The organism is Escherichia sp. E4736, from assembly GCF_005781225.1.
Classification (GTDB): Bacteria; Pseudomonadota; Gammaproteobacteria; order Enterobacterales; family Enterobacteriaceae; genus Escherichia.
This window is the reverse complement of sequence record NZ_VATT01000014.1, coordinates 67,972-89,204: the sequence shown is the minus strand read 5'-3', so window position 1 is coordinate 89,204 and position 21,233 is coordinate 67,972. Positions and strand designations below refer to the sequence as shown.

Sequence of the window (21,233 nt, the reverse complement as noted above, 5' to 3'; positions counted from 1 at the left end):
AAATGAACGTAATTAAAACTGAAATTCCTGATGTGCTGATTTTTGAACCAAAAGTTTTTGGTGATGAGCGTGGTTTCTTTATGGAAAGCTTTAATCAGAAAGTTTTCGAAGAGGCTGTAGGGCGTAAGGTTGAATTTGTTCAGGATAATCATTCTAAATCCAGTAAAGGCGTATTACGTGGGCTTCATTACCAGTTAGAACCTTATGCTCAAGGGAAACTGGTGCGCTGCGTTGTTGGTGAAGTTTTTGATGTTGCGGTTGATATTCGAAAATCGTCACCTACGTTTGGCAAATGGGTTGGTGTTAATTTATCTGCAGAGAATAAGCGTCAGTTGTGGATCCCTGAGGGGTTTGCGCATGGTTTTTTGGTGCTGAGCGAGACGGCGGAGTTTGTTTATAAGACGACGAATTATTATCATCCTGAATCAGAAGGTTGCATAAAATGGGATGATTCTTTTTTGATGATTGATTGGCCAAATAAACCGATATCAATCTCAGAAAAAGATAAAAAAGGCTCATCAATTTTGAGGCTAAATGACCATTGATGTTGAAAAAAAAACTTCAAAAAATAAAGGAATATCATTCAGTATTGGAGTTGGCAATAATTCAGGGTGCGAATGCCATATTTCCTGTGTTGGTATTCCCATTTTTTCTTATTACCTTAGGGGAAAACATCTTTTCAAGTATTGCTGTTGGTGAAGTACTAGCACTATATGTGCTTATATTTTCGCTATACAGTTTTGATATTATAAGCGTGCAGAAGGTTATTTCAAGTGTAACAAAAGATGAGATATTTAAAGTTTACATTCTGACGCTAATCTGTAGGATATGCTTATTTGTTATTTCAGGAATATGTCTTTTATTTATAACATATTTAATTAATAAAACATTAAGTGTATACTTGGCATTATTTTTATTGTACCCATTAGGGATGATATTACAATCTAACTATTTTTTTCAGGCTACGAATAACAATAGGCCATTGGCTGTTTTTGTACTAATTGCTCGTGGTATGTCATTATGTCTTATTTATCTTTATAATGGACCAGCAGGCCATTTGACGAGTTATTATTATGTCATTTGTGTGTCTGGTTCGTATTTTTTATCTGGCGTGCTGTCGTTAATATATATATTCTATCAAAATAAGACTAATAAATCTAAAATTCAACGGGCAGAAATTCTCGAATATATATGCACAGGCTATCATCTGTTCATTGCTAATATATTTGTTATTCTATACAGAAACAGTAATATTATTATTCTTGGCGTTCTTGCTTCACCTATTGCAACGTCTCTGTACGCGACGGCAGAGAAAATTATTAAATGTATTCAGTCTATAGCAACACCGTTAAATCAATACTATTTCACGAGGTTGATAAAGCAACATGAATCGAAATTAGAACCATACAAAGTTGGGGAATATAAAAGCCTGCTATATGCAAGCACAAATATTCAGCTAAAGTTCATGGTTTTCATTGTCCTGAGTTTAGGGGTGTTGGGTACTATATTGGGATATAAGATTCAAAGTATCGCTGAAATTAGAAGCGCGTTTATCCCTTTATCAATAATGTCTTTTGCAATATTTATGGGGATATACAATTTTATGTTTGGCTCGGTTGGATTGTCCATAAGAGGGTATAAAAAAGAATTTTCTTATATAGTGGCCATTACGGGTGTTTCAACTATTATTTTATCATTATGCCTGAGTTATTTCTTTGCTGAAATAGGCACTGCAATTGCTTATGTATTTGCTGAGTTTATCTTACTTATTCTCATACTTAGAATTTATAAAGTGAGACGATTATAATTCCCGGTAAGAACTGATAGTGCAAAATCATCATGGCTATAGACTGAATAAATTGCGGGGAAAGAATGTATTACATCATATTTGTGATGGTTTTAGGTTTATGGGTTATTGCATTCAACTACGCTAGAGCAAGCAAGCTAAGTAATTTGGTAATTGTACTTATTATTACTACTTTATTTATCATTAATAGGCAGAATCAAGACTATGAAGCGTATGTTGATATATTTAATGTCAATGAACTTTATGCCGAGATTGGTTATCGCTGGTTAATTTATGGAGTTAAGTATTTCGGCGGAACCCATGATGTCATAATTGGCTTGCTCGGTTTATTCCTTGGGATAACATTCCTGCGATTAATACAATACAGCAAGTATACAGCATTTGGTTTGCTACTTTACATGTTGTGTCCAATGCCAATTGATATTGTTCAAATCAGGAATACATTTCTTTTTCTATTTGTCATAAATTCTCTTATCGAGTTAGAAAAAGAGCGTAAATTTAACTCTCTTTGTTTTGTCTTTATAGCACCTCTTTTCCATAGTTTAGGTATTGTTTATGTATTGGCATGGGTAATAATCCAATTTCGTACCTGGAGGGGCTATAATAAGTTAATGGTTTTGGGGTTGGTGCTGTCTTTTATTGTAGTGCCACTCTTAATTAAAATATTAATTTTGTTATTTAGCACCAGGACGTTACATGCATATATAGCAGATGGTATTAAGATTCACTCTCTTGTTATATGGGCAGGTCCTTATCTTTTTGATCTTTTTTTGTTATATTACTTCAGAAAAAAAATAATAATAACTGATTTACATACTAAGCGATGGATTGATATAATATTCTCGCTATTATTATTTCTTTCTGTGTTTTCACCGTTGCTTTTATATATCGATGAAATAAATAGGATTTTTAGAAATGCACTATTATTGAAGTATCTGGTAATGATGTCTATCGCACAGTATATAAGTAGACCTACCCGATATATACTTTATTCATATCTACTGTTATTCACTTTGGCATTGTCAATATATTATACACTCCAAATCGATTATGATTACATTGTATTTGGGTTACCATACTCATTATGACACTTATGAGGATATATGTTTTATTTTATCTGTGTAAATTATAATAACTCTGATTATACAGAAGCATTAATTAAGAGCGTTATTAATCAAGAAAAAGATAGCTTTGTAATCGTTGTAGATAACTGTTCTAATGAGCGAGAACTAAAAAAGTTGGATGGCATTGAGAGTAAATATAAAGAGAAGGTCAGATTAATTAAAAGTGATGTCAATTTGGGATATTTTGGTGGATTGAATCTTGGCCTTAAAGGATTACCAAGAAATTACCCGATAGTTGTTGGGAATAATGATTTGGTTTATGAGAGTAATTTTACGCAAATAATATCACAGACTACATATCCTGACGATGCTTTAGTTATTGCTCCGAATGTGATTACAAAGGATGGCTATCACCAGAACCCACACTGCCGTAAGCGAGTAAGTAAGTTTAGGAAGTTTTTGTATGATATATATTTTTCAAATTATATCGCTGCTTTAGTTTTAACGTGGGGAAGCAGGTTTTTAAATTATCTGAAAGGTGGGAGAAATAATTCCTTTGATCAGGGTAGAGGTTATATACATATGGGTATTGGAGCCTGTTATGTCCTCATGCCTTCCTTCTTCAAATATTTTGATGAATTAGATAATAAAGTTTTTTTATATGGTGAGGAAGCATATTTGGCTGGCCAATTAATGGAAGTAAATGGGAAGATTTTCTATGAGCCTGATGCTATTGTCCATCATGAAGAAAGTGCAACTTTGGCGAAAGTCGCTTCTAAAACAAAATATGGCTATATGAAAAGTTCATATTACGACTATAAAAAATATCTGTAAAAGGTGAAAATATGTTTAAGAATAAAACACTCGTTATCACTGGTGGCACTGGTTCTTTTGGTAATGCCGTACTTAAGCGTTTTCTAGATACAGATATTGCTGAAATACGAATATTTAGCAGGGATGAAAAAAAACAAGATGATATGCGGAAAAAATATAATAACTCAAAATTAAAATTTTATATAGGTGATGTGCGAGACTATAATTCCGTTCTAAATGCAACGCGTGGTGCCGATTTTCTGTATCATGCAGCAGCCCTTAAACAAGTTCCTTCATGTGAATTTCACCCTATGGAGGCGGTTAAGACAAATGTTCTGGGTACAGAAAATGTTCTGGAGGCTGCTATAGCAAATGGGATTAAACGCGTAGTGTGCTTGAGTACCGATAAAGCCGTTTATCCTATCAATGCAATGGGCATATCTAAAGCAATGATGGAAAAAGTCATTGTTGCAAAATCACGTAATCTTGACAGTTCAAAAACAGTTATCTGTGGAACTCGTTATGGAAATGTAATGGCTTCACGTGGATCGGTCATCCCATTATTTGTTGATCTAATCAAAGCTGGTAAACCATTGACCATTACCGATCCCAATATGACTCGTTTCATGATGACGCTTGAGGATGCTGTCGATCTGGTCCTTTATGCTTTCGAGCATGGAAATAATGGTGACATTTTCGTTCAGAAAGCACCTGCGGCAACAATTCAAACATTAGCCATTGCACTTAAGGAATTGCTAAATGCCCATGAGCATCCAATCAATATTATTGGAACTCGACACGGGGAAAAACTTTACGAAGCATTATTGAGCCGAGAGGAAATGATTGCAGCGGAAGATATGGGTGATTATTATCGTGTTCCACCAGATCTCCGCGATTTGAACTATGGAAAATATGTGGAACATGGTGACCGTCGTATCTCGGAAGTGGAAGATTATAACTCTCATAATACTGAGAGATTAGATGTTGAGGGAATGAAAAAATTACTGCTAAAACTTCCTTTTATCCGGGCACTTCGTTCTGGTGAAGATTATGAGTTGGATTCATAATATGAAAATTTTAGTTACTGGCGCTGAAGGGTTTATCGGTCGCAATTTGGTTTTCCGCCTTAAGGAAGCTGGATATAACGAACTTATTACGATAGATCGTAACTCTTCTATGGCGGATTTAGAGCAGGGACTCAAGCAGGCAGATTTCATTTTTCATCTTGCTGGAGTAAATCGTCCAGAGAAGGAGAGTGAATTTGAAGAGGGAAATAGCAATTTAACTCAACAGATTGTTGATATTCTGAAAAAAAATAATAAAGATACTCCTATCATGCTGAGTTCTTCCATCCAGGCTGAATGTGATAACGCCTATGGAAAGAGTAAAGCAACTGCGGAAAAAATCATTCAGCAGTATGGGGAAACGACAAATGCGAAATACTATATTTATCGCTTGCCAAATGTATTCGGTAAGTGGTGTCGGCCAAATTATAACTCTTTCATAGCTACTTTCTGCCATCGTATTGCAAATGATGAAGCTATTACAATTAATGATCCTTCAGCAGTTGTAAATCTGGTGTATATAGATGACTTTTGTTCTGACATATTAAAGCTATTAGAGGGAGCGAACGAAACTGGTTACAGAACATTTGGTCCAATTTATTCTGTCACTGTTGGTGAGGTGGCACAATTAATTTACCGATTTAAAGAAAGTCGCCAAACATTAATCACCGAAGATGTAGGTAATGGATTTACACGTGCATTGTACTCAACATGGCTGAGTTACCTATCCCCTGAACAGTTTGCGTATACGGTTCCTTCTTATAGTGATGACAGAGGGGTGTTCTGTGAAGTATTGAAAACGAAAAATGCGGGCCAGTTTTCGTTCTTTACTGCACATCCAGGAATTACTCGGGGTGGTCATTATCATCATTCCAAAAATGAGAAATTTATTGTCATCCGAGGAAGCGCTTGTTTCAAATTTGAAAATATTGTCTCGGGTGAACGATATGAACTTAATGTTTCATCCGATGATTTTAAAATTGTTGAAACAGTTCCAGGATGGACTCATGATATTACTAATAATGGCTCGGATGAGTTAGTTGTTATGCTTTGGGCAAATGAAATATTTAATCGTTCTGAACCAGATACTATAGCGAGAGTTTTATCGTGAAAAAATTGAAAGTCATGTCGGTTGTTGGGACTCGTCCAGAAATTATTCGACTCTCGCGTGTTCTTGCAAAATTAGATGAATATTGTGATCACCTTATTGTTCATACTGGGCAAAACTACGATTATGAATTGAATGAGGTTTTTTTCAAGGATTTGGGTGTTCGCAAACCTGACTATTTTCTTAATGCCGCAGGTAAAAATGCAGCAGAGACTATTGGACAAGTTATCATTAAAGTTGATGAGGTCCTTGAACAGGAAAAACCAGAAGCCATGTTAGTTCTTGGCGATACTAACTCCTGTATTTCAGCAATACCAGCAAAGCGTCGAAGAATTCCGATCTTCCATATGGAGGCTGGGAATCGTTGTTTTGATCAACGCGTACCGGAAGAAACTAACAGAAAAATAGTTGACCACACCGCTGATATCAATATGACATATAGTGATATCGCGCGTGAATATCTTTTGGCTGAAGGTGTACCAGCCGATAGGATTATTAAAACCGGTAGCCCAATGTTTGAAGTACTCACTCATTATATGCCGCAGATTGATGGTTCCGATGTACTTTCTCGCCTGAATTTAACACCTGGGAATTTCTTTGTGGTAAGTGCCCACAGAGAAGAAAATGTTGATACACCTAAACAGCTTGCGAAACTGGCAAATATACTTAATACCGTGGCTGAAAAATATGATATCCCGGTAGTTGTTTCTACTCATCCGCGCACTCGTAACCGCATCAACGAAAACGGTATTCAATTCCATAAAAATATCTTGCTACTTAAGCCATTAGGATTTCACGATTACAACCATCTGCAAAAAAATGCACGTGCTGTTTTATCGGATAGCGGGACTATTACAGAAGAGTCCTCCATTATGAACTTCCCTGCGCTCAATATACGAGAAGCGCACGAACGCCCTGAAGGCTTCGAAGAAGGGGCTGTAATGATGGTTGGTCTTGAGTCTGATCGTGTGTTACAGGCATTAGAAATTATTGCAACACAGCCTCGTGGAGAAGTACGCTTACTTCGTCAGGTCAGTGACTATAGTATGCCAAATGTTTCAGATAAAGTTGTGCGTATTATCCATTCATATACTGACTACGTTAAACGGGTTGTCTGGAAGCAATACTAATGAAACTTGCATTAATCATTGATGATTATTTGCCCCATAGCACACGTGTTGGGGCTAAAATGTTTCATGAGTTAGGCCTGGAATTGCTGAGCAGAGGCCATGATGTAACTGTAATTACGCCTGACAACACATTACAGGCAATCTATTCTGTTAGCATGACGACTGATGGTATAAAGGTTTGGCGTTTCAAAAGTGGACCTTTAAAGGATATAGGTAAGGCTAAACGTGCCATAAATGAAACTCTTTTATCTTTTCGTGCATGGCACGCATTAAAGCACCTCATCCAACATGATACATTTGATGGTATCGTTTATTATTCTCCATCTATTTTTTGGGGAGGCTTGGTTAAAAAAATTAAAGAGCGATGCCGGTGCCCAAGCTATCTGGTCCTAAGGGATATGTTTCCACAGTGGGTCATTGATGCAGGTATGTTGAAAGCCGGTTCGCCGATTGAAAAATATTTCAGGTATTTTGAAAAAAAATCATATCAACAGGCTGACCGGATTGGGTTAATGTCTGATAAGAACCTTGAGATATTTCGTCAGGCCAATAAAGGTTATCCGTGTGAAGTTTTACGTAATTGGGCCTCAATGACTCCTGTGTCTGCCGGCGATGATTATCATTCACTTCGTCAAAAATACGCTCTAAAAGATAAAGTCATTTTTTTCTATGGCGGGAATATTGGGCATGCTCAGGATATGGCAAACTTAATGCGCCTTGCGCGTAATATGATGCGTTATCATGATGCTCATTTCCTGTTTATAGGGCAGGGTGATGAAGTTGACCTGATTAATTCTCTTGCTGCAGAATGGAATTTAACTAATTTCACTCATCTACCTTCAGTGAACCAGGAAGAGTTTAAATTAATTTTATCTGAAGTTGATGTTGGCCTGTTCTCTCTTTCGTCTCGCCATTCTTCACATAATTTTCCCGGGAAATTACTAGGGTATATGGTTCAATCAATCCCGATCCTTGGGAGTGTGAATGGCGGTAATGATCTAATGGATGTAATTAATAAGCACAGGGCTGGGTTCATTCATGTTAATGGTGAAGATGATAAACTGTTTGAATCTGCACAATTGCTTCTTACGGATTCGGCTTTAAGAAAGCAGTTAGGTCAGAACGCTAATGTGTTGTTAAAATCTCAATTTTCAGTTGAATCGGCGGCACATACTATCGAAGTCCGACTGGAGGCAGGAGAATGCGTTTAGTTGATGGCAATATTTTGGATGAACTTTTTCACACTGCAGCAAATTCTGAACGTTTGCGCGCTCATTATTTATTGCACGCATCTCATCAAGAGAAGGTTCAACGTTTACTTATTGCATTTGTACGCGACAGTTATGTTGAACCCCATTGGCATGAGTTACCGCATCAGTGGGAAATGTTTGTCGTCATGCAAGGGCAATTAGAAGTGTGTTTGTATGAAAAAAATGGTGAGATCCAAAAACAGTTTGTTGTTGGAGACGGTACGGGAATAAGCGTCGTGGAATTTTCCCCAGGTGATATACATAGTGTCAAATGCCTGTCACCGAAAGCCCTTATGTTGGAGATAAAGGAGGGACCATTTGACCCACTGAAAGCTAAGGCTTTTTCTAAGTGGTTATAGGGCGATACACCACCGTTTATTCTTCTATCTTATTCTATACATGCTGGGTTACCATCTTAGCTTCTTTAAGCCGCGCAACCCGCGGTGACCACCCCTGACAGGAGTAAACAATGTCAAAGCAACAGATCGGCGTCGTCGGTATGGCAGTGATGGGACGCAACCTTGCGCTCAACATCGAAAGCCGTGGTTATACCGTCTCTATTTTCAACCGTTCTCGTGAAAAGACGGAAGAAGTGATTGCCGAAAATCCAGGCAAGAAACTGGTTCCTTACTATACGGTGAAAGAGTTCGTTGAATCTCTTGAAACGCCTCGTCGCATCCTGTTAATGGTGAAGGCAGGTGCAGGCACGGATGCTGCCATTGATTCCCTGAAACCATATCTTGATAAAGGCGATATCATCATTGATGGTGGTAATACCTTCTTCCAGGATACCATTCGTCGTAACCGCGAGCTTTCTGCAGAAGGCTTTAACTTCATCGGTACGGGTGTTTCCGGTGGTGAAGAGGGCGCGCTGAAAGGACCTTCTATCATGCCTGGTGGGCAGAAAGAAGCCTATGAACTGGTTGCACCTATCCTGACCAAAATCGCCGCCGTGGCTGAAGATGGAGAACCGTGCGTTACCTATATTGGTGCCGATGGCGCAGGTCACTATGTGAAGATGGTTCACAACGGTATTGAATACGGTGATATGCAACTGATTGCTGAAGCCTATTCTCTGCTGAAAGGTGGTCTGAATCTATCTAACGAAGAACTGGCACAAACCTTTACCGAGTGGAATAACGGTGAACTGAGCAGCTACCTGATCGACATCACTAAAGACATTTTCACCAAGAAAGATGAAGACGGTAATTACCTGGTTGATGTGATCCTGGATGAAGCAGCGAACAAAGGTACGGGTAAATGGACCAGTCAGAGCGCGCTGGATCTCGGCGAACCGCTGTCGCTGATTACTGAGTCTGTGTTTGCTCGTTATATCTCTTCCCTGAAAGATCAGCGCGTAGCCGCGTCTAAAGTACTGTCGGGTCCGCAAGCGCAGCCAGCAGGTGATAAAGCTGAATTCATCGAAAAAGTTCGCCGTGCGCTTTATCTGGGTAAGATTGTTTCTTACGCGCAGGGCTTCTCGCAGCTACGTGCGGCGTCTGAAGAGTACAGCTGGGATCTGAATTATGGTGAAATCGCGAAGATCTTCCGTGCCGGTTGTATCATTCGTGCTCAGTTCCTGCAGAAAATCACGGATGCTTACGCCGAAAATCCGAAGATTGCTAACCTGCTGTTAGCCCCGTACTTTAAGAAAATTGCCGACGATTACCAGCAAGCTCTGCGTGATGTTGTTGCTTATGCGGTGCAGAACGGCATTCCAGTACCTACCTTCTCTGCAGCGGTTGCTTATTATGACAGCTATCGTGCCGCAGTACTGCCTGCAAACTTAATCCAGGCACAGCGTGACTATTTCGGTGCGCATACCTATAAGCGCATTGATAAAGAAGGTGTATTCCACACCGAATGGCTGGATTAATCTGATTTAATCAGTATTGAACTAAGGCCCGGCATTTATCGCCGGGCTTTTTTTTACTATCAATCTTATTGATTTAATTTCATTGCTTAATACTAACTTAATAAATAGCAGCTATTCTTATAAAGAAAATCTGAAATGTTTTTCGTTTCGTTGACCAAGCTTCATCGTGGCGTTAAAACTTTTAACTCTTATCAGGGTGCTAAAACATCATGATTCATAGTTAAGTTAATTCTGAGAGCATGAAATGAAAATCACCATTTCCGGAACCGGTTATGTTGGCCTGTCTAATGGGCTATTAATCGCACAAAATCATAACGTTGTAGCATTAGATATTTTACCATCTCGCGTTGCAATGCTAAATGATCGGATATCTCCTATTGTTGATAAAGAAATTCAGCAATTTTTGCAATCAGACAAAATACTTTTTAATGCCACGTTAGATAAAAAAGAAGCCTACCGGAATGCTGATTATGTAATCATCGCAACCCCGACCGACTATGATCCTAAAACCAATTATTTCAATACATCTAGCGTAGAATCAGTAATTAAAGATGTTACGGAAATAAACTCTCATGCAGTAATGATTATTAAGTCTACGGTTCCTGTAGGTTTTACGGCCGCGATGCAAAAAAAATTCAAGACTGAGAACATTATCTTCTCCCCTGAATTCCTCCGGGAAGGCAAAGCCCTTTACGATAACCTTCATCCTTCCCGTATTGTGATAGGCGAACGTTCTGAACGTGCACAGCGGTTTGCCGCGTTATTACAGGAAGGGGCAGTTAAGCAAAATATCCCGACTCTGTTTACTGATTCAACAGAAGCAGAGGCCATTAAACTTTTTGCCAATACTTACCTCGCCATGCGCGTGGCGTACTTTAACGAGTTGGACAGTTATGCAGAAAGCCTGGGATTGAACACCCGTCAAATCATTGAAGGTGTTTGTCTTGATCCGCGTATCGGCAATCATTACAACAATCCATCATTTGGTTACGGTGGTTACTGTTTGCCGAAAGATACAAAGCAGCTTCTGGCAAATTACCAGTCTGTGCCAAACAACATCATTTCTGCCATCGTTGAAGCTAATCGCACCCGCAAAGACTTTATTGCCGATGCTATCTTGTCGCGTAAGCCCAAAGTCGTAGGGATATATCGCCTAATTATGAAGAGCGGTTCAGATAACTTCCGTGCGTCTTCCATTCAGGGGATCATGAAGCGTATCAAAGCTAAGGGGGTAGAAGTGATTATCTATGAACCGGTTATGAAGGAAGAAATGTTTTTCAATTCACGACTGGAACGTGATCTCGCGACGTTTAAGCAACAGGCTGATGTCATCATCTCTAATCGAATGTCAGAAGAGCTTAAAGATGCAGCAGACAAGGTCTACACCCGCGATCTTTTCGGTAGCGACTAACTATCTGTAATCAGATGATTTTTGGCGGTAGTTGGTATCGATGTTCATGTAATAATTCATTATATTTATTGTTTATCCTATGGCATTCATACGGATTATCGCTAAACTATGGCGACCTGAAATTTTCCGTCTGTTAGGGTAATGATGAAAGTTGAAAATAATAATATTTCTGGGCACAACAATGACCCGGAACAGATTGATTTAATTGATTTACTGGTACAACTGTGGCGCGGGAAGATAACCATTATCGCCACAGTCATTGTGGCTATCGTGTTGGCTATTGGATACCTGGCAGTAGCGAAAGAGCAATGGACATCAACAGCCATTGTCACTCAACCTGATGTGGGGCAAATTGCCGGCTATAACAACGCCATGAATGTAATTTATGGCCAGGCTGCGCCAAAAGTAGCTGATTTACAGGAGGCGTTAATTGGTCGCTTCAGTTCTGCTTTCTCTGCATTAGCGGAAACGCTGGATAATCAGGAAGAACGCGAAAAACTGACTATCGAACCTGCTGTTAAAAACCAGCCGTTACCGTTAGCTGTTTCTTATGTCGGGCACACTGCAGCGGATGCACAGAAAAAGCTGGCTGAATACATTCAACAGGTTGATGACCGAGTGAATGAAGAGCTGGAAAAGGACCTGAAGGATAATATCGCTTTGGGTATGAAAACCTTGCAGGACTCCCTGAAAACTCAGGAAGTGGTGGCTCAGGAGCAAAAAACGCTGCGTATCCGCCAGATTCAGGAAGCGTTGCAGTATGCGAATCAGGCGCAGGTAATAAAGCCGCAGATTCAGCAGACTGGTGAAAATATTACTCAGGACACGTTGCTTTTGTTAGGTAGCGAAGCACTGGAGTCGATGATTAAGCACGAAGCGACTCGTCCGCTTGTGTTCTCGCCAAACTATTATCAGACTCGTCAAAACCTGCTGGATATCGAAAGTCTGAAGGTTGACGATCTTGATATTCATGCCTACCGTTACGTTATGAAACCCACGCTGCCAATTCGTCGCGATAGCCCGAAGAAAGCAATTACCTTGATTCTGGCGGTGCTGCTGGGCGGCATGGTTGGCGCGGGAATTGTGCTGGGGCGTAATGCGCTGCGTAATTACAACGCGAAGTAATCTTTTGAGTTTTAAAGAAAAGGGCAGCGTGGTGACACCTTGCCCTTTTTTTGCCGGATGCGATGCTGGCGCATCTTATCCAGCCTTGTATTATCCCTCCAGTGCAGAGAAAATCGGCCAGTTTTCTCTGCCTGCAGTCCGCATGCCGTATCCAGCCTTGGGTTCTAACCTGTGTTGTAGATTTATGCAGCGGACTGCCTTTCTCCCAAAGTGATAAACCGGACAGTATCATGGACCGGTTTTCCCGGTAATCCGTATTTGCAAGGTTGGTTTCACTATGGAACATGAACTTCATTATATCGGTATCGACACCGCTAAAGAGAAACTGGATGTCGATGTGTTGCGTCCTGATGGTCGTCATCGCACCAAAAAATTCGCTAACACCACTAAAGGGCACGATGAGCTGGTGAGCTGGCTGAAAGGTCACAAGATTGACCATGCGCATATCTGCATCGAAGCGACCGGCACCTATATGGAACCTGTCGCAGAGTGCCTTTACGATACTGGCTACATAGTGTCAGTCATTAATCCCGCACTGGGTAAAGCTTTCGCTCAGAGTGAAGGACTGCGTAACAAGACTGATACCGTGGATGCGCGCATGCTGGCAGAGTTCTGTCGTCAGAAGCGTCCTGCAGCCTGGGAAGCGCCCCACCCGCTTGAACGCGCGTTGCGTGCCCTGGTAGTACGCCACCAGGCGCTGACAGATATGCACACGCAGGAACTGAATCGCACTGAAACGGCGCGGGAAGTCCAGAGGCCAAGCATTGATGCTCACCTTCTGTGGCTTGAAGCAGAGCTGAAGCGTCTTGAGAAGCAGATAAAAGACCTGACAGACGATGATCCGGATATGAAACACCGCAGGAAACTGCTGGAAAGCATCCCGGGTATCGGAGAGAAAACATCTGCGGTATTGCTGGCTTATATCGGTCTGAAGGACCGCTTCGCCCATGCCAGACAGTTCGCCGCTTTTGCGGGTCTGACACCACGGCGTTATGAATCAGGCAGTAGTGTGAGAGGGGCAAGCCGGTTGAGTAAAGCCGGACATGTGTCGCTTCGCAGGGCGTTGTATATGCCCGCAATGGTAGCCACCAGTAAGACTGAGTGGGGACGGGCGTTCCGCGACCGTCTGGCGGCTAATGGCAAGAAAGGAAAGGTGATTCTCGGCGCGATGATGCGCAAGCTGGCACAGGTGGCGTATGGAGTGCTGAGGTCAGGGGTGCCGTTCGATGCGTCACGGCATAATCCGGTAGCGGCGTAAAAATCGCGGAAGGGATGAAACAACAGCGCCTGACGGCGCTGTGTCTGGCATGCCTGCAATCCGGGGGACTGGACCAGGAAAAAACTTGCAGGCCGTAACAAGTATCTACGTGTGCAGAGCGAATAGTAGGCCTGATAAGCTTGCGCATCGGGCAATGGCTCAGGATGCGACAGTTACATCACATCCGGTCAGCCTGCAACTCACTGATGCCGTTTACGCAGGTTCTCAATTACCGTCGTTAAGTCCAGATCCTGATCCTGCAGCAGCACCAGCAGGTGATACATCAAGTCCGATGCCTCGTTGGTCAGTTCAAAGCGGTCATGTACCGTCGCTGCCAGTGCGGTTTCCACGCCTTCTTCGCCCACTTTCTGCGCAATGCGCTTGGTGCCGCTGGCATATAGTTTGGCAGTGTAAGAGGTTTCCGGGTCGGCAGATTTGCGTTCGGCGAGCAGTTGTTCCAGCTGATAAAGGAACAGCCACTGGTGAGCGGTATCTCCGAAGCAGCTGCTGGTGCCTTTATGGCAGGTCGGGCCGATGGGATTTGCCAGCACCAGCAATGTGTCGTTGTCGCAGTCCGGCGCAATACTCACTACGTTGAGGAAATTGCCGGACGTTTCACCTTTGGTCCACAGTCGCTGTTTAGTGCGCGAGAAGAAGGTGACTTTGCCGCTTTCGATGGTTTTGTCCAGCGCTTGCGGATTCATGTAGCCCAGCATTAACACTTCGCCGGATACCGCGTGTTGCACAATCACCGGCATCAGCCCGTCGGTTTTTTCCCAGTCCAGTTCGCGACGTTGTTGTTCTGTTAACATATCCTGATCTCCACGCCCTGTGTTGCCAGGTACGCTTTTAATTCACCAATATTGATTATTTGTTTGTGGAATACGGAAGCCGCCAGCGCGCCGTCAACGTCAGCATCGCGGAAGGCTTCGAGGAAGTGTTCCATGGTGCCTGCGCCACCGGAGGCAATCAGCGGGATGTGGCAAACTTCACGCACTTTTTTCAGCTGCTCGAGGTCGTAACCGTTACGCACGCCGTCCTGATTCATCATGTTGAGGACGATTTCTCCGGCACCGCGTTTTTGCACTTCCTGTACCCAGTCGAGCGTTTCCCACTGAGTGACGCGGGTGCGGCTTTCATCGCCGGTATATTGATTCACATGATATTTACCGGTTTCGGCGTCGTACCAGGTGTCAATACCGACCACAATACACTGCACGCCAAAGCGATCGGCCAGGCGAGTAATTAACGTCGGGTCCGCCAGCGCAGGAGAGTTGATGGAAATTTTATCCGCGCCAAAAGAAAGAATTTTCGCGGCGTCATCCAGCGACTTTATCCCGCCCGCCACACAAAACGGAATGTCGATCACTTCCGCCACGCGTGATACCCAGCTTTTATCTACCACACGTCCATCGCTGGAAGCGGTGATATCGTAGAACACTAGCTCGTCCGCACCTTCTTCGGCGTAGCGTTTTGCCAGCGGCACGATATCGCCAATGATTTCATGGTTACGAAACTGTACGCCTTTCACCACCTGACCATCACGAACGTCGAGACATGGGATTATGCGTTTTGCCAGCATGCGATGGCCTCCTTCACGGTGAATTTACCTTCCAGTAATGCCCGACCAACTATTACGCCGCGTACGCCAGTACCACGCAGGGCAGCGACATCATCAATGTCGCCAATGCCGCCGGAGGATTGAAATGCCACCTGCGGATATCTGGCGCAGACTTCCTCATATAAAGAGACGTTAGAACCTGCCAGCGTGCCGTCGCGCGAGATATCGGTACACAGCACATGTTTCAGGCCGACGGGCAGATAGGTTTCCACCAGTTGTTCCAGCGAAACGCCCGAGTTCTCTTGCCAGCCGCTAACCGCCACCTGCTTGTTGCCTTGCTCGTCAATACGGACATCCAGCGCCAGCACTAAGGCATCGGCACCGAAACGTTCAAACCAACCTTTCACCCTTTCTGGTGATTTCACCGCGGTGGAGCCGACCACCACGCGCGTAACGCCTGCTTCCAGTAACGCCGCTACGTCTTCTTCGCTACGCACGCCGCCGCCAACCTGCACCGGAACGTTAACGCCCGCCACCAGGGTTTTAATCAGCGGGATTTGACGTTTTGCCGGATCTTTTGCCCCGGTCAGATCCACCAGATGCAGCACTTCGGCACCCTGCGCGGCGTAATCCTGTAAGCGCGGCAGCGGGTCGTTACCGTAATCGCGCTGTTTGCCGTAATCGCCCTGATGGAGACGCACCACGGTGCCGTCGATTAAATCTAATGCCGGAATAATCATCACATCTCCAGAAAGTTTTTCAGCAACTTAGCGCCAGCGGTACCAGAACGCTCCGGGTGGAACTGCACGCCGTAGAAGTTATCTTTTTGTACCGCCGCGGTGAACGGTTCGCCGTAATTACACTGCGCGATGGTCCACGGATTGACCGGCATTGCGTAGCTGTGAACAAAGTAAAAGTACGCACCGTCTTCAATCCCCTGAAACAGGCGGTTGCCTGCCCGCGGGTAAACGCGGTTCCAGCCCATATGCGGCAGCGGCAGACCAAAGTCGGTCATTTTCGGCACGTCTTCGTCGATGATGCCCAGCAAATCGACGCCGTTGCTCTCTTCGCTGCGCCGCCCCAGCAGTTGCATCCCTAAGCAGATGCCCAGCACCGGTTGGGTACAGGCTTTGATGAGATCAAACAGCTCGCGCTCACGTACCTGATCCATCGCCGCTTGCGCAGTGCCAACGCCGGGTAAAAACAGTTTATCGGCCAGCAACACGACGTCCGGGTCACGGCTGACTTTTGGTTCATAACCGTGGCGCGCAATGGCTGATTTCACCGAGTTCAGGTTGGCGCAGCCGGTATCAAGGATCACCACGTTCATTACAGCACTCCTTTCGACGAGGGCAGGGTGTCGCCTTCCACGCGGATGGCCTGGCGCAGGGTGCGACCAAAGGCTTTGAACAGGCTCTCTACACGGTGGTGATCGTTTTTACCTTTGGTTTTCAGGTGCAGGGTCACGCCCATGGTGTAAGAGAGCGAACGGAAAAAGTGCTCGATCATTTCAGTGCTGAGATCGCCCACGCGCTGGTAGGTAAATTCAGCTTTATATTCCAGGTGCGGGCGACCAGAGATATCCAGCGCGCAGCGGGCAAGGCATTCGTCCATCGGCAGCACAAAACCAAAGCGGCAAATACCGCGTTTGTCGCCGAGGGCAATTTTTAACGCTTCGCCCAGCGCCAGGCCGGTATCTTCGACGGTGTGGTGATCGTCGATATAGAGATCGCCTTTAACGTTGATTTCCATGCGGAAACCGCCGTGGGTGGCGATTTGATCCAGCATATGATCAAAGAAGCCAACGCCGGTGTTGATCTTGCTGCCGCCTTCGCGATCCAGCCATACCTGAACGTCAATCTGCGTCTCTTTGGTGTTGCGCACTACATGGGCGTAACGGTCTCGTTTAGTGAGTTGCTCGCCAATCATCGGCCAGTTCAGGGTTTCGCGGTCGTAGCGTAAACCATTAATTCCCATGTTTTCCGCGAGTTGAATATCGGTCGCGCGATCGCCAATCACATAACTGTTGGCACGATCCATCGCTTGCTCAGCGAGATAACGCTCCACCAGTTTTACTTTCGGTTTACGGCAGTCGCATTCATCGGCGGGCAGGTGCGGACAAATCAGCACTTCATCAAACTGCACGCCTTGCGAGGTGAAGATCTGCATCATCAGGTTGTGCGGGCCATCGAAATCTGCCTGCGGGAAACTTTGTGTTCCAAGACCATCCTGATTGGTGATCATCACCAGCTTGTAGTCCGCTTTTTGCAGCTTCAGCAGCTCCGGGATCACGCCCGGTTCAAAGGCGAGTTTGTCAAAACGGTCCACCTGAAAATCACTCGGCGGTTCGCTAATCAGGGTTCCATCGCGATCGATAAAAAGATACTTCTGACTCATCAAACTTGCTCCGCACGTAAGGCGTCAATGACGCGCTGGCTTTCTTCACGGGTTCCGACGGTAATTCGCAGGCAGCCGCTTAAAGAGGGTTGTTTATTCTGATCACGTAAGATAATGCCCTGATCCCACAAAGATTTAAACACTGCGCTGGAGGCTTTAAAGCGCGCCAGAATGTAGTTGGTTTCAGAGTCGAAAACCTGCTCCACGCAGGGGATCTCTTTCAGTGCGGCAATCAAGTATTCACGTTCAGCAATAATTTGCGCCACTCGTTCGCGCATGGCGACGATTCCCTGCGGGCTTAACGCCTGGGCCGCAATGTCGGCAACTGGCGTCGAGAGCGGGTAGGGGGCGATCACTTTCATCAGCAGGTTGATGACTTCTTCGTTTGCCAGCGTAAATCCGCAACGAAGGCCCGCCAGAGCAAAAGCTTTCGACAGTGTGCGCAAAATAGCCAGGTGCGGATATTCCGCCAGCCAGCTAGCCAGCGATGCCTTCGGGCAAAACTCGATATAGGCCTCATCGGCAACCACAATGGCTTTACCGCGCGTTAGCTCCAGCAGGGTGCGAAAATCCTGCGGATTGATCAGTTGCCCGGTCGGGTTGTTGGGGCTGCAAACATAAACCACTTTTACGCCGTCCAGCTTGTCGGAAATGCCCTGTAAGTCCAGTTGCCAGTTGTCCAGCGTTGGCACTGTGCGGCACTCAACGCCAATGGTTTCGGCGCTGACGCTGTACATGCCGTACGTTGGTGGGCAGTAGAGGATGGCGTCTTTGCCCGGTTCGCAAAAAGCGCGAATCAGCAGTTCAATACCTTCGTCCGCGCCACGGCTGACCAGTACCTGCTCCGGCTTCACGCCTGCATACTGTGCGTAATTTTCAATCACCGCTTTCGGTTGGCATTCCGGGTAGCGGTTGAGCGTTTGCTGAGTGAGCTGAAACTCCACGGCTGTGGGGTATTCGTTGGCGTTCAGCCAGACATCGCCGTTACCGCCCAGACGACGCGCCGACTGATACGGCGTCAGGTTGCGGACGTTTTCACGCGCTAAATCGGTAATAGTCACGGTGCTCATGCTTGCTCCTTAAGGGCGTTAACACGCAAAGTAACGGCATTTTTGTGGGCGGTCAGGCGCTCGGCGGCGGCCAGTGTTTCTATGGTCGAAGCCAGCGCGGAGAAACCTTCTTTCGACAGTTCCTGCACGGTCATGCGCTTCTGGAAATCTGCCAGTCCGAGACTGGAACAGGTGGCGGTGTAACCGTAAGTCGGCAGTACATGGTTGGTGCCGGAGGCGTAATCACCTGCCGATTCCGGTGACCAGTCACCAAGAAATACCGAACCGGCGCTGGTGATGCCATCGACCAGTTCGCGGGCGTTGCGGGTCTGAATGATCAGGTGCTCCGGGCCGTACTGGTTGGAAATCTCTACGCACTGCGCTAAATCGTTGGTTACGATCAGGCGGCTGGCGCTCAGTGCCTGACGGGCGGTTTCAGCTCTCGGCAGTTCCGCCAGCTGGCGTTCGACGGCCTCGGCAACGCGACGCGCCATATCGGCGTCGGGCGTCAGTAAAATCACCTGTGAGTCCGGGCCGTGTTCTGCCTGGGAGAGCAAATCAGAAGCCACGAAATCCGGCGTAGCGCCGCTGTCAGCAATCACCAGTACTTCCGACGGGCCTGCGGGCATATCGATTGCCGCACCGTCAAGACGCTGGCTTACCTGGCGTTTTGCCTCGGTGACAAAGGCGTTACCTGGCCCGAAGATTTTGTCTACTTTGGGCACGGATTCTGTGCCAAACGCCAGTGCGGCAATGGCCTGTGCGCCACCGACGTTAAACACATCCTGCACGCCGCACAGCTGCGCCGCGTAAAGGATCTCATCGGCAATCGGCGGCGGTGAGCACAGCACCACTTTTTTACAGCCTGCAATACGCGCCGGAGTCGCCAGCATTAATACCGTTGAGAAGAGCGGGGCGGAGCCGCCAGGAATATACAAACCAACTGAAGCTACCGGGCGCGTGACTTGCTGGCAACGTACGCCTGGCTGAGTTTCTACATCTACCGGCGGCAGTTTTTGCGCAGTGTGGAAGGTTTCAATATTCTTTACTGCCACCGCCATCGCCTGTTTTAGCTCGTCGCTCAGGCGTTCGCTGGCGGCGGTGATCTCCTCAGCAGACACCTTCAGCGCGGTAACCGTGGTTTTATCAAACTTCGCGCTGTATTCACGCAGGGCGTCATCGCCGCGTGCTTTCACGTTATCGAGAATATCGTTAACAGTGCGGGTAATGCTTTCAGAAGCGGAGATCGCCGGACGCATTAACAACTGGCGTTGTTGTTCCGCAGTACAGCTATTCCAGTCAATGATTGTGTTAAAGCTCATGGCGATCACTCCATCATCTTCTCAATGGGCAGGACCAGAATCGAACTGGCACCCAGCGCTTTCAGTTTTTCCATGGTTTCCCAGAACAGGGTTTCGCTGCTGACCATGTGCATCGCTACGCGCTGTTGATCACCCGCCAGCGGCAGAATAGTTGGGCGTTCGGCACCTGGCAGCAGGGCGATGACGTCATCCAGACGCTCGGTCGGTGCGTGCATCATGATGTATTTCGATTCGCGCGCCTGGATCACACCCTGAATACGGGTCAGCAGTTTGTCGATCAGTTGCTGTTTGGATTGTTCCATTTCGCCATCGCGCTGGATCAGGCAGGCTTTCGAGCGGTAGATAACTTCGACTTCGCGCAGGCCGTTGGCTTCCAGCGTGGCACCGGTGGAAACCAGATCGCAAATCGCATCCGCCAGTCCGGCACGCGGCGCAACTTCGACAGAACCGTTCAGTAAGCAGGATTTAAAAGAGATACCTTTCTGGTCGAGATAACGCTTGAGCAGGTGAGGATAAGAGGTGGCGATACGTTTACCGTTTAAGGAGAGCGGGCCGTCCCAGGCTTCATCAACTGGCGTTGCCAGTGAAAGGCGGCAGCCGCCGAAATCCAGACGACGCAGGGTAAAATAACGCGGATCTTCACCCTGGGCGCGGCGGTTAAGCAACTCTTCTTCCAGCACGTTTTCGCCGATAATCCCAAGGTCTACCACGCCGTCCATTACCAGACCGGGAATGTCGTCGTCACGCACGCGCAGAATATCAATCGGCATGTTTTCAGCCATTGCGATCAGGCGCTGAGTGTGAAGATTAATTTTTATGCCACAGCGCGCCAGCAATTCGCGTGAGTCATCACTTAAACGTCCTGATTTCTGCATAGCTATGCGTAAACGAGTGTTGTCTGTCATTTTCTTTTTCCTCTTTATACCTGTCTGAACCGTTATCAACCGCGCAATAAAAAAGCCCCCGGAAGGTGATCTTCCGGGGGCTTTCTCATGCGT

General features: G+C 45.7%; 21 protein-coding genes and 1 other annotated feature (1 of these 22 running past the window's edge). Of the genes, 13 read left to right on the top strand and 8 right to left on the bottom strand.

The annotated features are described in order from the left end of the window. Positions 1 to 2 precede the first annotated feature (2 nt). The 13 genes from rfbC (at position 3) to FEK46_RS09685 (ending at position 13,906) form a co-directional block, all read left to right on the top strand. Positions 3 to 545, top strand: a complete 543-nt coding sequence (rfbC, locus tag FEK46_RS09750; protein WP_135491595.1) for a dTDP-4-dehydrorhamnose 3,5-epimerase — start codon at positions 3 to 5, stop codon at positions 543 to 545. Further along, positions 545 to 1,807 (top strand): O26 family O-antigen flippase, encoded by a 1,263-nt coding sequence (gene wzx, locus FEK46_RS09745; protein ID WP_135559429.1) that lies wholly within the window; start codon positions 545 to 547, stop codon positions 1,805 to 1,807. The genes rfbC and wzx overlap by 1 nt, the downstream gene beginning before the upstream one ends. A gap of 65 nt (positions 1,808 to 1,872) precedes the next feature. Beyond that, positions 1,873 to 2,895, top strand: coding sequence for an O26 family O-antigen polymerase (gene wzy, locus FEK46_RS09740; protein ID WP_135559430.1), 1,023 nt, complete (start codon positions 1,873 to 1,875; stop codon positions 2,893 to 2,895). A 15-nt stretch (positions 2,896 to 2,910) separates the two neighbouring features. Beyond that, the gene (locus tag FEK46_RS09735) at positions 2,911 to 3,705 is read left to right on the top strand and encodes a glycosyltransferase (protein ID WP_135491593.1); all 795 of its coding nucleotides are present in this window, start codon (positions 2,911 to 2,913) and stop codon (positions 3,703 to 3,705) included. Positions 3,706 to 3,716: 11 nt separating this feature from the next. Continuing rightward, positions 3,717 to 4,751 carry a UDP-N-acetylglucosamine 4,6-dehydratase/5-epimerase gene (gene fnlA / locus FEK46_RS09730; protein WP_135491592.1) on the top strand — a complete coding sequence of 345 codons (1,035 nt, stop codon included), beginning with the start codon at positions 3,717 to 3,719 and terminating at the stop codon, positions 4,749 to 4,751. Position 4,752: 1 nt separating this feature from the next. Then, on the top strand, positions 4,753 to 5,859 hold the full coding sequence (locus FEK46_RS09725; protein WP_135559453.1) for a capsular polysaccharide biosynthesis protein CapF: 1,107 nt from the start codon (positions 4,753 to 4,755) through the stop codon (positions 5,857 to 5,859). Then, entirely contained in the window at positions 5,856 to 6,986 is a 1,131-nt protein-coding gene (wecB, locus tag FEK46_RS09720) for a UDP-N-acetylglucosamine 2-epimerase (non-hydrolyzing) (RefSeq protein WP_135491591.1), read from the top strand. Before FEK46_RS09725 ends, wecB begins: the two co-directional genes overlap by 4 nt. Further along, positions 6,986 to 8,197, top strand: coding sequence for a glycosyltransferase family 4 protein (locus tag FEK46_RS09715; RefSeq protein WP_135559431.1), 1,212 nt, complete (start codon positions 6,986 to 6,988; stop codon positions 8,195 to 8,197). The genes wecB and FEK46_RS09715 overlap by 1 nt, the downstream gene beginning before the upstream one ends. Next, positions 8,188 to 8,595: a WbuC family cupin fold metalloprotein gene (locus tag FEK46_RS09710; RefSeq protein WP_135491590.1), complete on the top strand. Its 408-nt coding sequence runs from the start codon at positions 8,188 to 8,190 to the stop codon at positions 8,593 to 8,595. The genes FEK46_RS09715 and FEK46_RS09710 overlap by 10 nt, the downstream gene beginning before the upstream one ends. 110 nt (positions 8,596 to 8,705) lie before the next feature. Beyond that, entirely contained in the window at positions 8,706 to 10,112 is a 1,407-nt protein-coding gene (gene gndA / locus FEK46_RS09705) for an NADP-dependent phosphogluconate dehydrogenase (protein ID WP_135559432.1), read from the top strand. Positions 10,113 to 10,356: 244 nt separating this feature from the next. Then, positions 10,357 to 11,523 (top strand): UDP-glucose 6-dehydrogenase, encoded by a 1,167-nt coding sequence (gene ugd, locus FEK46_RS09700; protein WP_138194674.1) that lies wholly within the window; start codon positions 10,357 to 10,359, stop codon positions 11,521 to 11,523. 144 nt (positions 11,524 to 11,667) lie between these two features. Then, entirely contained in the window at positions 11,668 to 12,648 is a 981-nt protein-coding gene (gene wzzB / locus FEK46_RS09695; RefSeq protein WP_135559454.1) for an LPS O-antigen chain length determinant protein WzzB, read from the top strand. 277 nt (positions 12,649 to 12,925) lie between these two features. Continuing rightward, a complete protein-coding gene (locus FEK46_RS09685; protein ID WP_135559433.1) occupies positions 12,926 to 13,906 on the top strand; it encodes an IS110-like element IS621 family transposase in 981 nt (326 codons plus the stop codon). Between the two features lie 200 nt (positions 13,907 to 14,106). Here the strand turns inward: FEK46_RS09685 and hisIE are convergent, their stop codons facing one another. Genes hisIE through hisG form a run of 8 tightly spaced genes read right to left on the bottom strand, consistent with a single transcriptional unit; the run spans position 14,107 to position 21,140 of the window. Further along, on the bottom strand, positions 14,107 to 14,718 hold the full coding sequence (hisIE, locus tag FEK46_RS09680) for a bifunctional phosphoribosyl-AMP cyclohydrolase/phosphoribosyl-ATP diphosphatase HisIE (RefSeq protein ID WP_000954922.1): 612 nt from the start codon (positions 14,716 to 14,718) through the stop codon (positions 14,107 to 14,109). Next, positions 14,712 to 15,488, bottom strand: a complete 777-nt coding sequence (gene hisF / locus FEK46_RS09675; RefSeq protein WP_000880155.1) for an imidazole glycerol phosphate synthase subunit HisF — start codon at positions 15,486 to 15,488, stop codon at positions 14,712 to 14,714. Before hisF ends, hisIE begins: the two co-directional genes overlap by 7 nt. Next, positions 15,470 to 16,207 carry a 1-(5-phosphoribosyl)-5-[(5-phosphoribosylamino)methylideneamino]imidazole-4-carboxamide isomerase gene (gene hisA / locus FEK46_RS09670; RefSeq protein WP_135559434.1) on the bottom strand — a complete coding sequence of 246 codons (738 nt, stop codon included), beginning with the start codon at positions 16,205 to 16,207 and terminating at the stop codon, positions 15,470 to 15,472. The genes hisF and hisA overlap by 19 nt, the downstream gene beginning before the upstream one ends. Beyond that, a complete protein-coding gene (gene hisH, locus FEK46_RS09665; RefSeq protein ID WP_130208705.1) occupies positions 16,207 to 16,797 on the bottom strand; it encodes an imidazole glycerol phosphate synthase subunit HisH in 591 nt (196 codons plus the stop codon). The genes hisA and hisH overlap by 1 nt, the downstream gene beginning before the upstream one ends. After that, complete coding sequence (gene hisB, locus FEK46_RS09660; protein ID WP_130208703.1) at positions 16,797 to 17,864, bottom strand: bifunctional histidinol-phosphatase/imidazoleglycerol-phosphate dehydratase HisB; 1,068 nt, start codon at positions 17,862 to 17,864, stop codon at positions 16,797 to 16,799. Before hisB ends, hisH begins: the two co-directional genes overlap by 1 nt. Then, positions 17,864 to 18,934: a histidinol-phosphate transaminase gene (gene hisC, locus FEK46_RS09655; protein ID WP_131161058.1), complete on the bottom strand. Its 1,071-nt coding sequence runs from the start codon at positions 18,932 to 18,934 to the stop codon at positions 17,864 to 17,866. Before hisC ends, hisB begins: the two co-directional genes overlap by 1 nt. Beyond that, on the bottom strand, positions 18,931 to 20,235 hold the full coding sequence (gene hisD, locus FEK46_RS09650) for a histidinol dehydrogenase (protein ID WP_135559435.1): 1,305 nt from the start codon (positions 20,233 to 20,235) through the stop codon (positions 18,931 to 18,933). The genes hisC and hisD overlap by 4 nt, the downstream gene beginning before the upstream one ends. A 5-nt stretch (positions 20,236 to 20,240) precedes the next feature. After that, entirely contained in the window at positions 20,241 to 21,140 is a 900-nt protein-coding gene (hisG, locus tag FEK46_RS09645; RefSeq protein ID WP_130208697.1) for an ATP phosphoribosyltransferase, read from the bottom strand. Positions 21,141 to 21,186: 46 nt separating this feature from the next. Continuing rightward, positions 21,187 to 21,233 (bottom strand) — a sequence feature (His leader region); it runs 77 nt beyond the window's last position.

What these genes read in the sequence shown, in the direction of transcription:
- rfbC (WP_135491595.1), top strand. Translation starts at nt 3, where the DNA reads ATGAACGTAATTAAAACTGAAATTCCTGATGTGCTGATTTTTGAACCA.
- wzx (WP_135559429.1), top strand. Translation starts at nt 545, where the DNA reads ATGTTGAAAAAAAAACTTCAAAAAATAAAGGAATATCATTCAGTATTG.
- wzy (WP_135559430.1), top strand. Translation starts at nt 1,873, where the DNA reads ATGTATTACATCATATTTGTGATGGTTTTAGGTTTATGGGTTATTGCA.
- FEK46_RS09735 (WP_135491593.1), top strand. Translation starts at nt 2,911, where the DNA reads ATGTTTTATTTTATCTGTGTAAATTATAATAACTCTGATTATACAGAA.
- fnlA (WP_135491592.1), top strand. Translation starts at nt 3,717, where the DNA reads ATGTTTAAGAATAAAACACTCGTTATCACTGGTGGCACTGGTTCTTTT.
- FEK46_RS09725 (WP_135559453.1), top strand. Translation starts at nt 4,753, where the DNA reads ATGAAAATTTTAGTTACTGGCGCTGAAGGGTTTATCGGTCGCAATTTG.
- FEK46_RS09715 (WP_135559431.1), top strand. Translation starts at nt 6,986, where the DNA reads ATGAAACTTGCATTAATCATTGATGATTATTTGCCCCATAGCACACGT.
- FEK46_RS09710 (WP_135491590.1), top strand. Translation starts at nt 8,188, where the DNA reads ATGCGTTTAGTTGATGGCAATATTTTGGATGAACTTTTTCACACTGCA.
- gndA (WP_135559432.1), top strand. Translation starts at nt 8,706, where the DNA reads ATGTCAAAGCAACAGATCGGCGTCGTCGGTATGGCAGTGATGGGACGC.
- ugd (WP_138194674.1), top strand. Translation starts at nt 10,357, where the DNA reads ATGAAAATCACCATTTCCGGAACCGGTTATGTTGGCCTGTCTAATGGG.
- wzzB (WP_135559454.1), top strand. Translation starts at nt 11,668, where the DNA reads ATGAAAGTTGAAAATAATAATATTTCTGGGCACAACAATGACCCGGAA.
- FEK46_RS09685 (WP_135559433.1), top strand. Translation starts at nt 12,926, where the DNA reads ATGGAACATGAACTTCATTATATCGGTATCGACACCGCTAAAGAGAAA.
- hisIE (WP_000954922.1), bottom strand. Translation starts at nt 14,718, where the DNA reads ATGTTAACAGAACAACAACGTCGCGAACTGGACTGGGAAAAAACCGAC.
- hisF (WP_000880155.1), bottom strand. Translation starts at nt 15,488, where the DNA reads ATGCTGGCAAAACGCATAATCCCATGTCTCGACGTTCGTGATGGTCAG.
- hisA (WP_135559434.1), bottom strand. Translation starts at nt 16,207, where the DNA reads ATGATTATTCCGGCATTAGATTTAATCGACGGCACCGTGGTGCGTCTC.
- hisH (WP_130208705.1), bottom strand. Translation starts at nt 16,797, where the DNA reads ATGAACGTGGTGATCCTTGATACCGGCTGCGCCAACCTGAACTCGGTG.
- hisB (WP_130208703.1), bottom strand. Translation starts at nt 17,864, where the DNA reads ATGAGTCAGAAGTATCTTTTTATCGATCGCGATGGAACCCTGATTAGC.
- hisC (WP_131161058.1), bottom strand. Translation starts at nt 18,934, where the DNA reads ATGAGCACCGTGACTATTACCGATTTAGCGCGTGAAAACGTCCGCAAC.
- hisD (WP_135559435.1), bottom strand. Translation starts at nt 20,235, where the DNA reads ATGAGCTTTAACACAATCATTGACTGGAATAGCTGTACTGCGGAACAA.
- hisG (WP_130208697.1), bottom strand. Translation starts at nt 21,140, where the DNA reads ATGACAGACAACACTCGTTTACGCATAGCTATGCAGAAATCAGGACGT.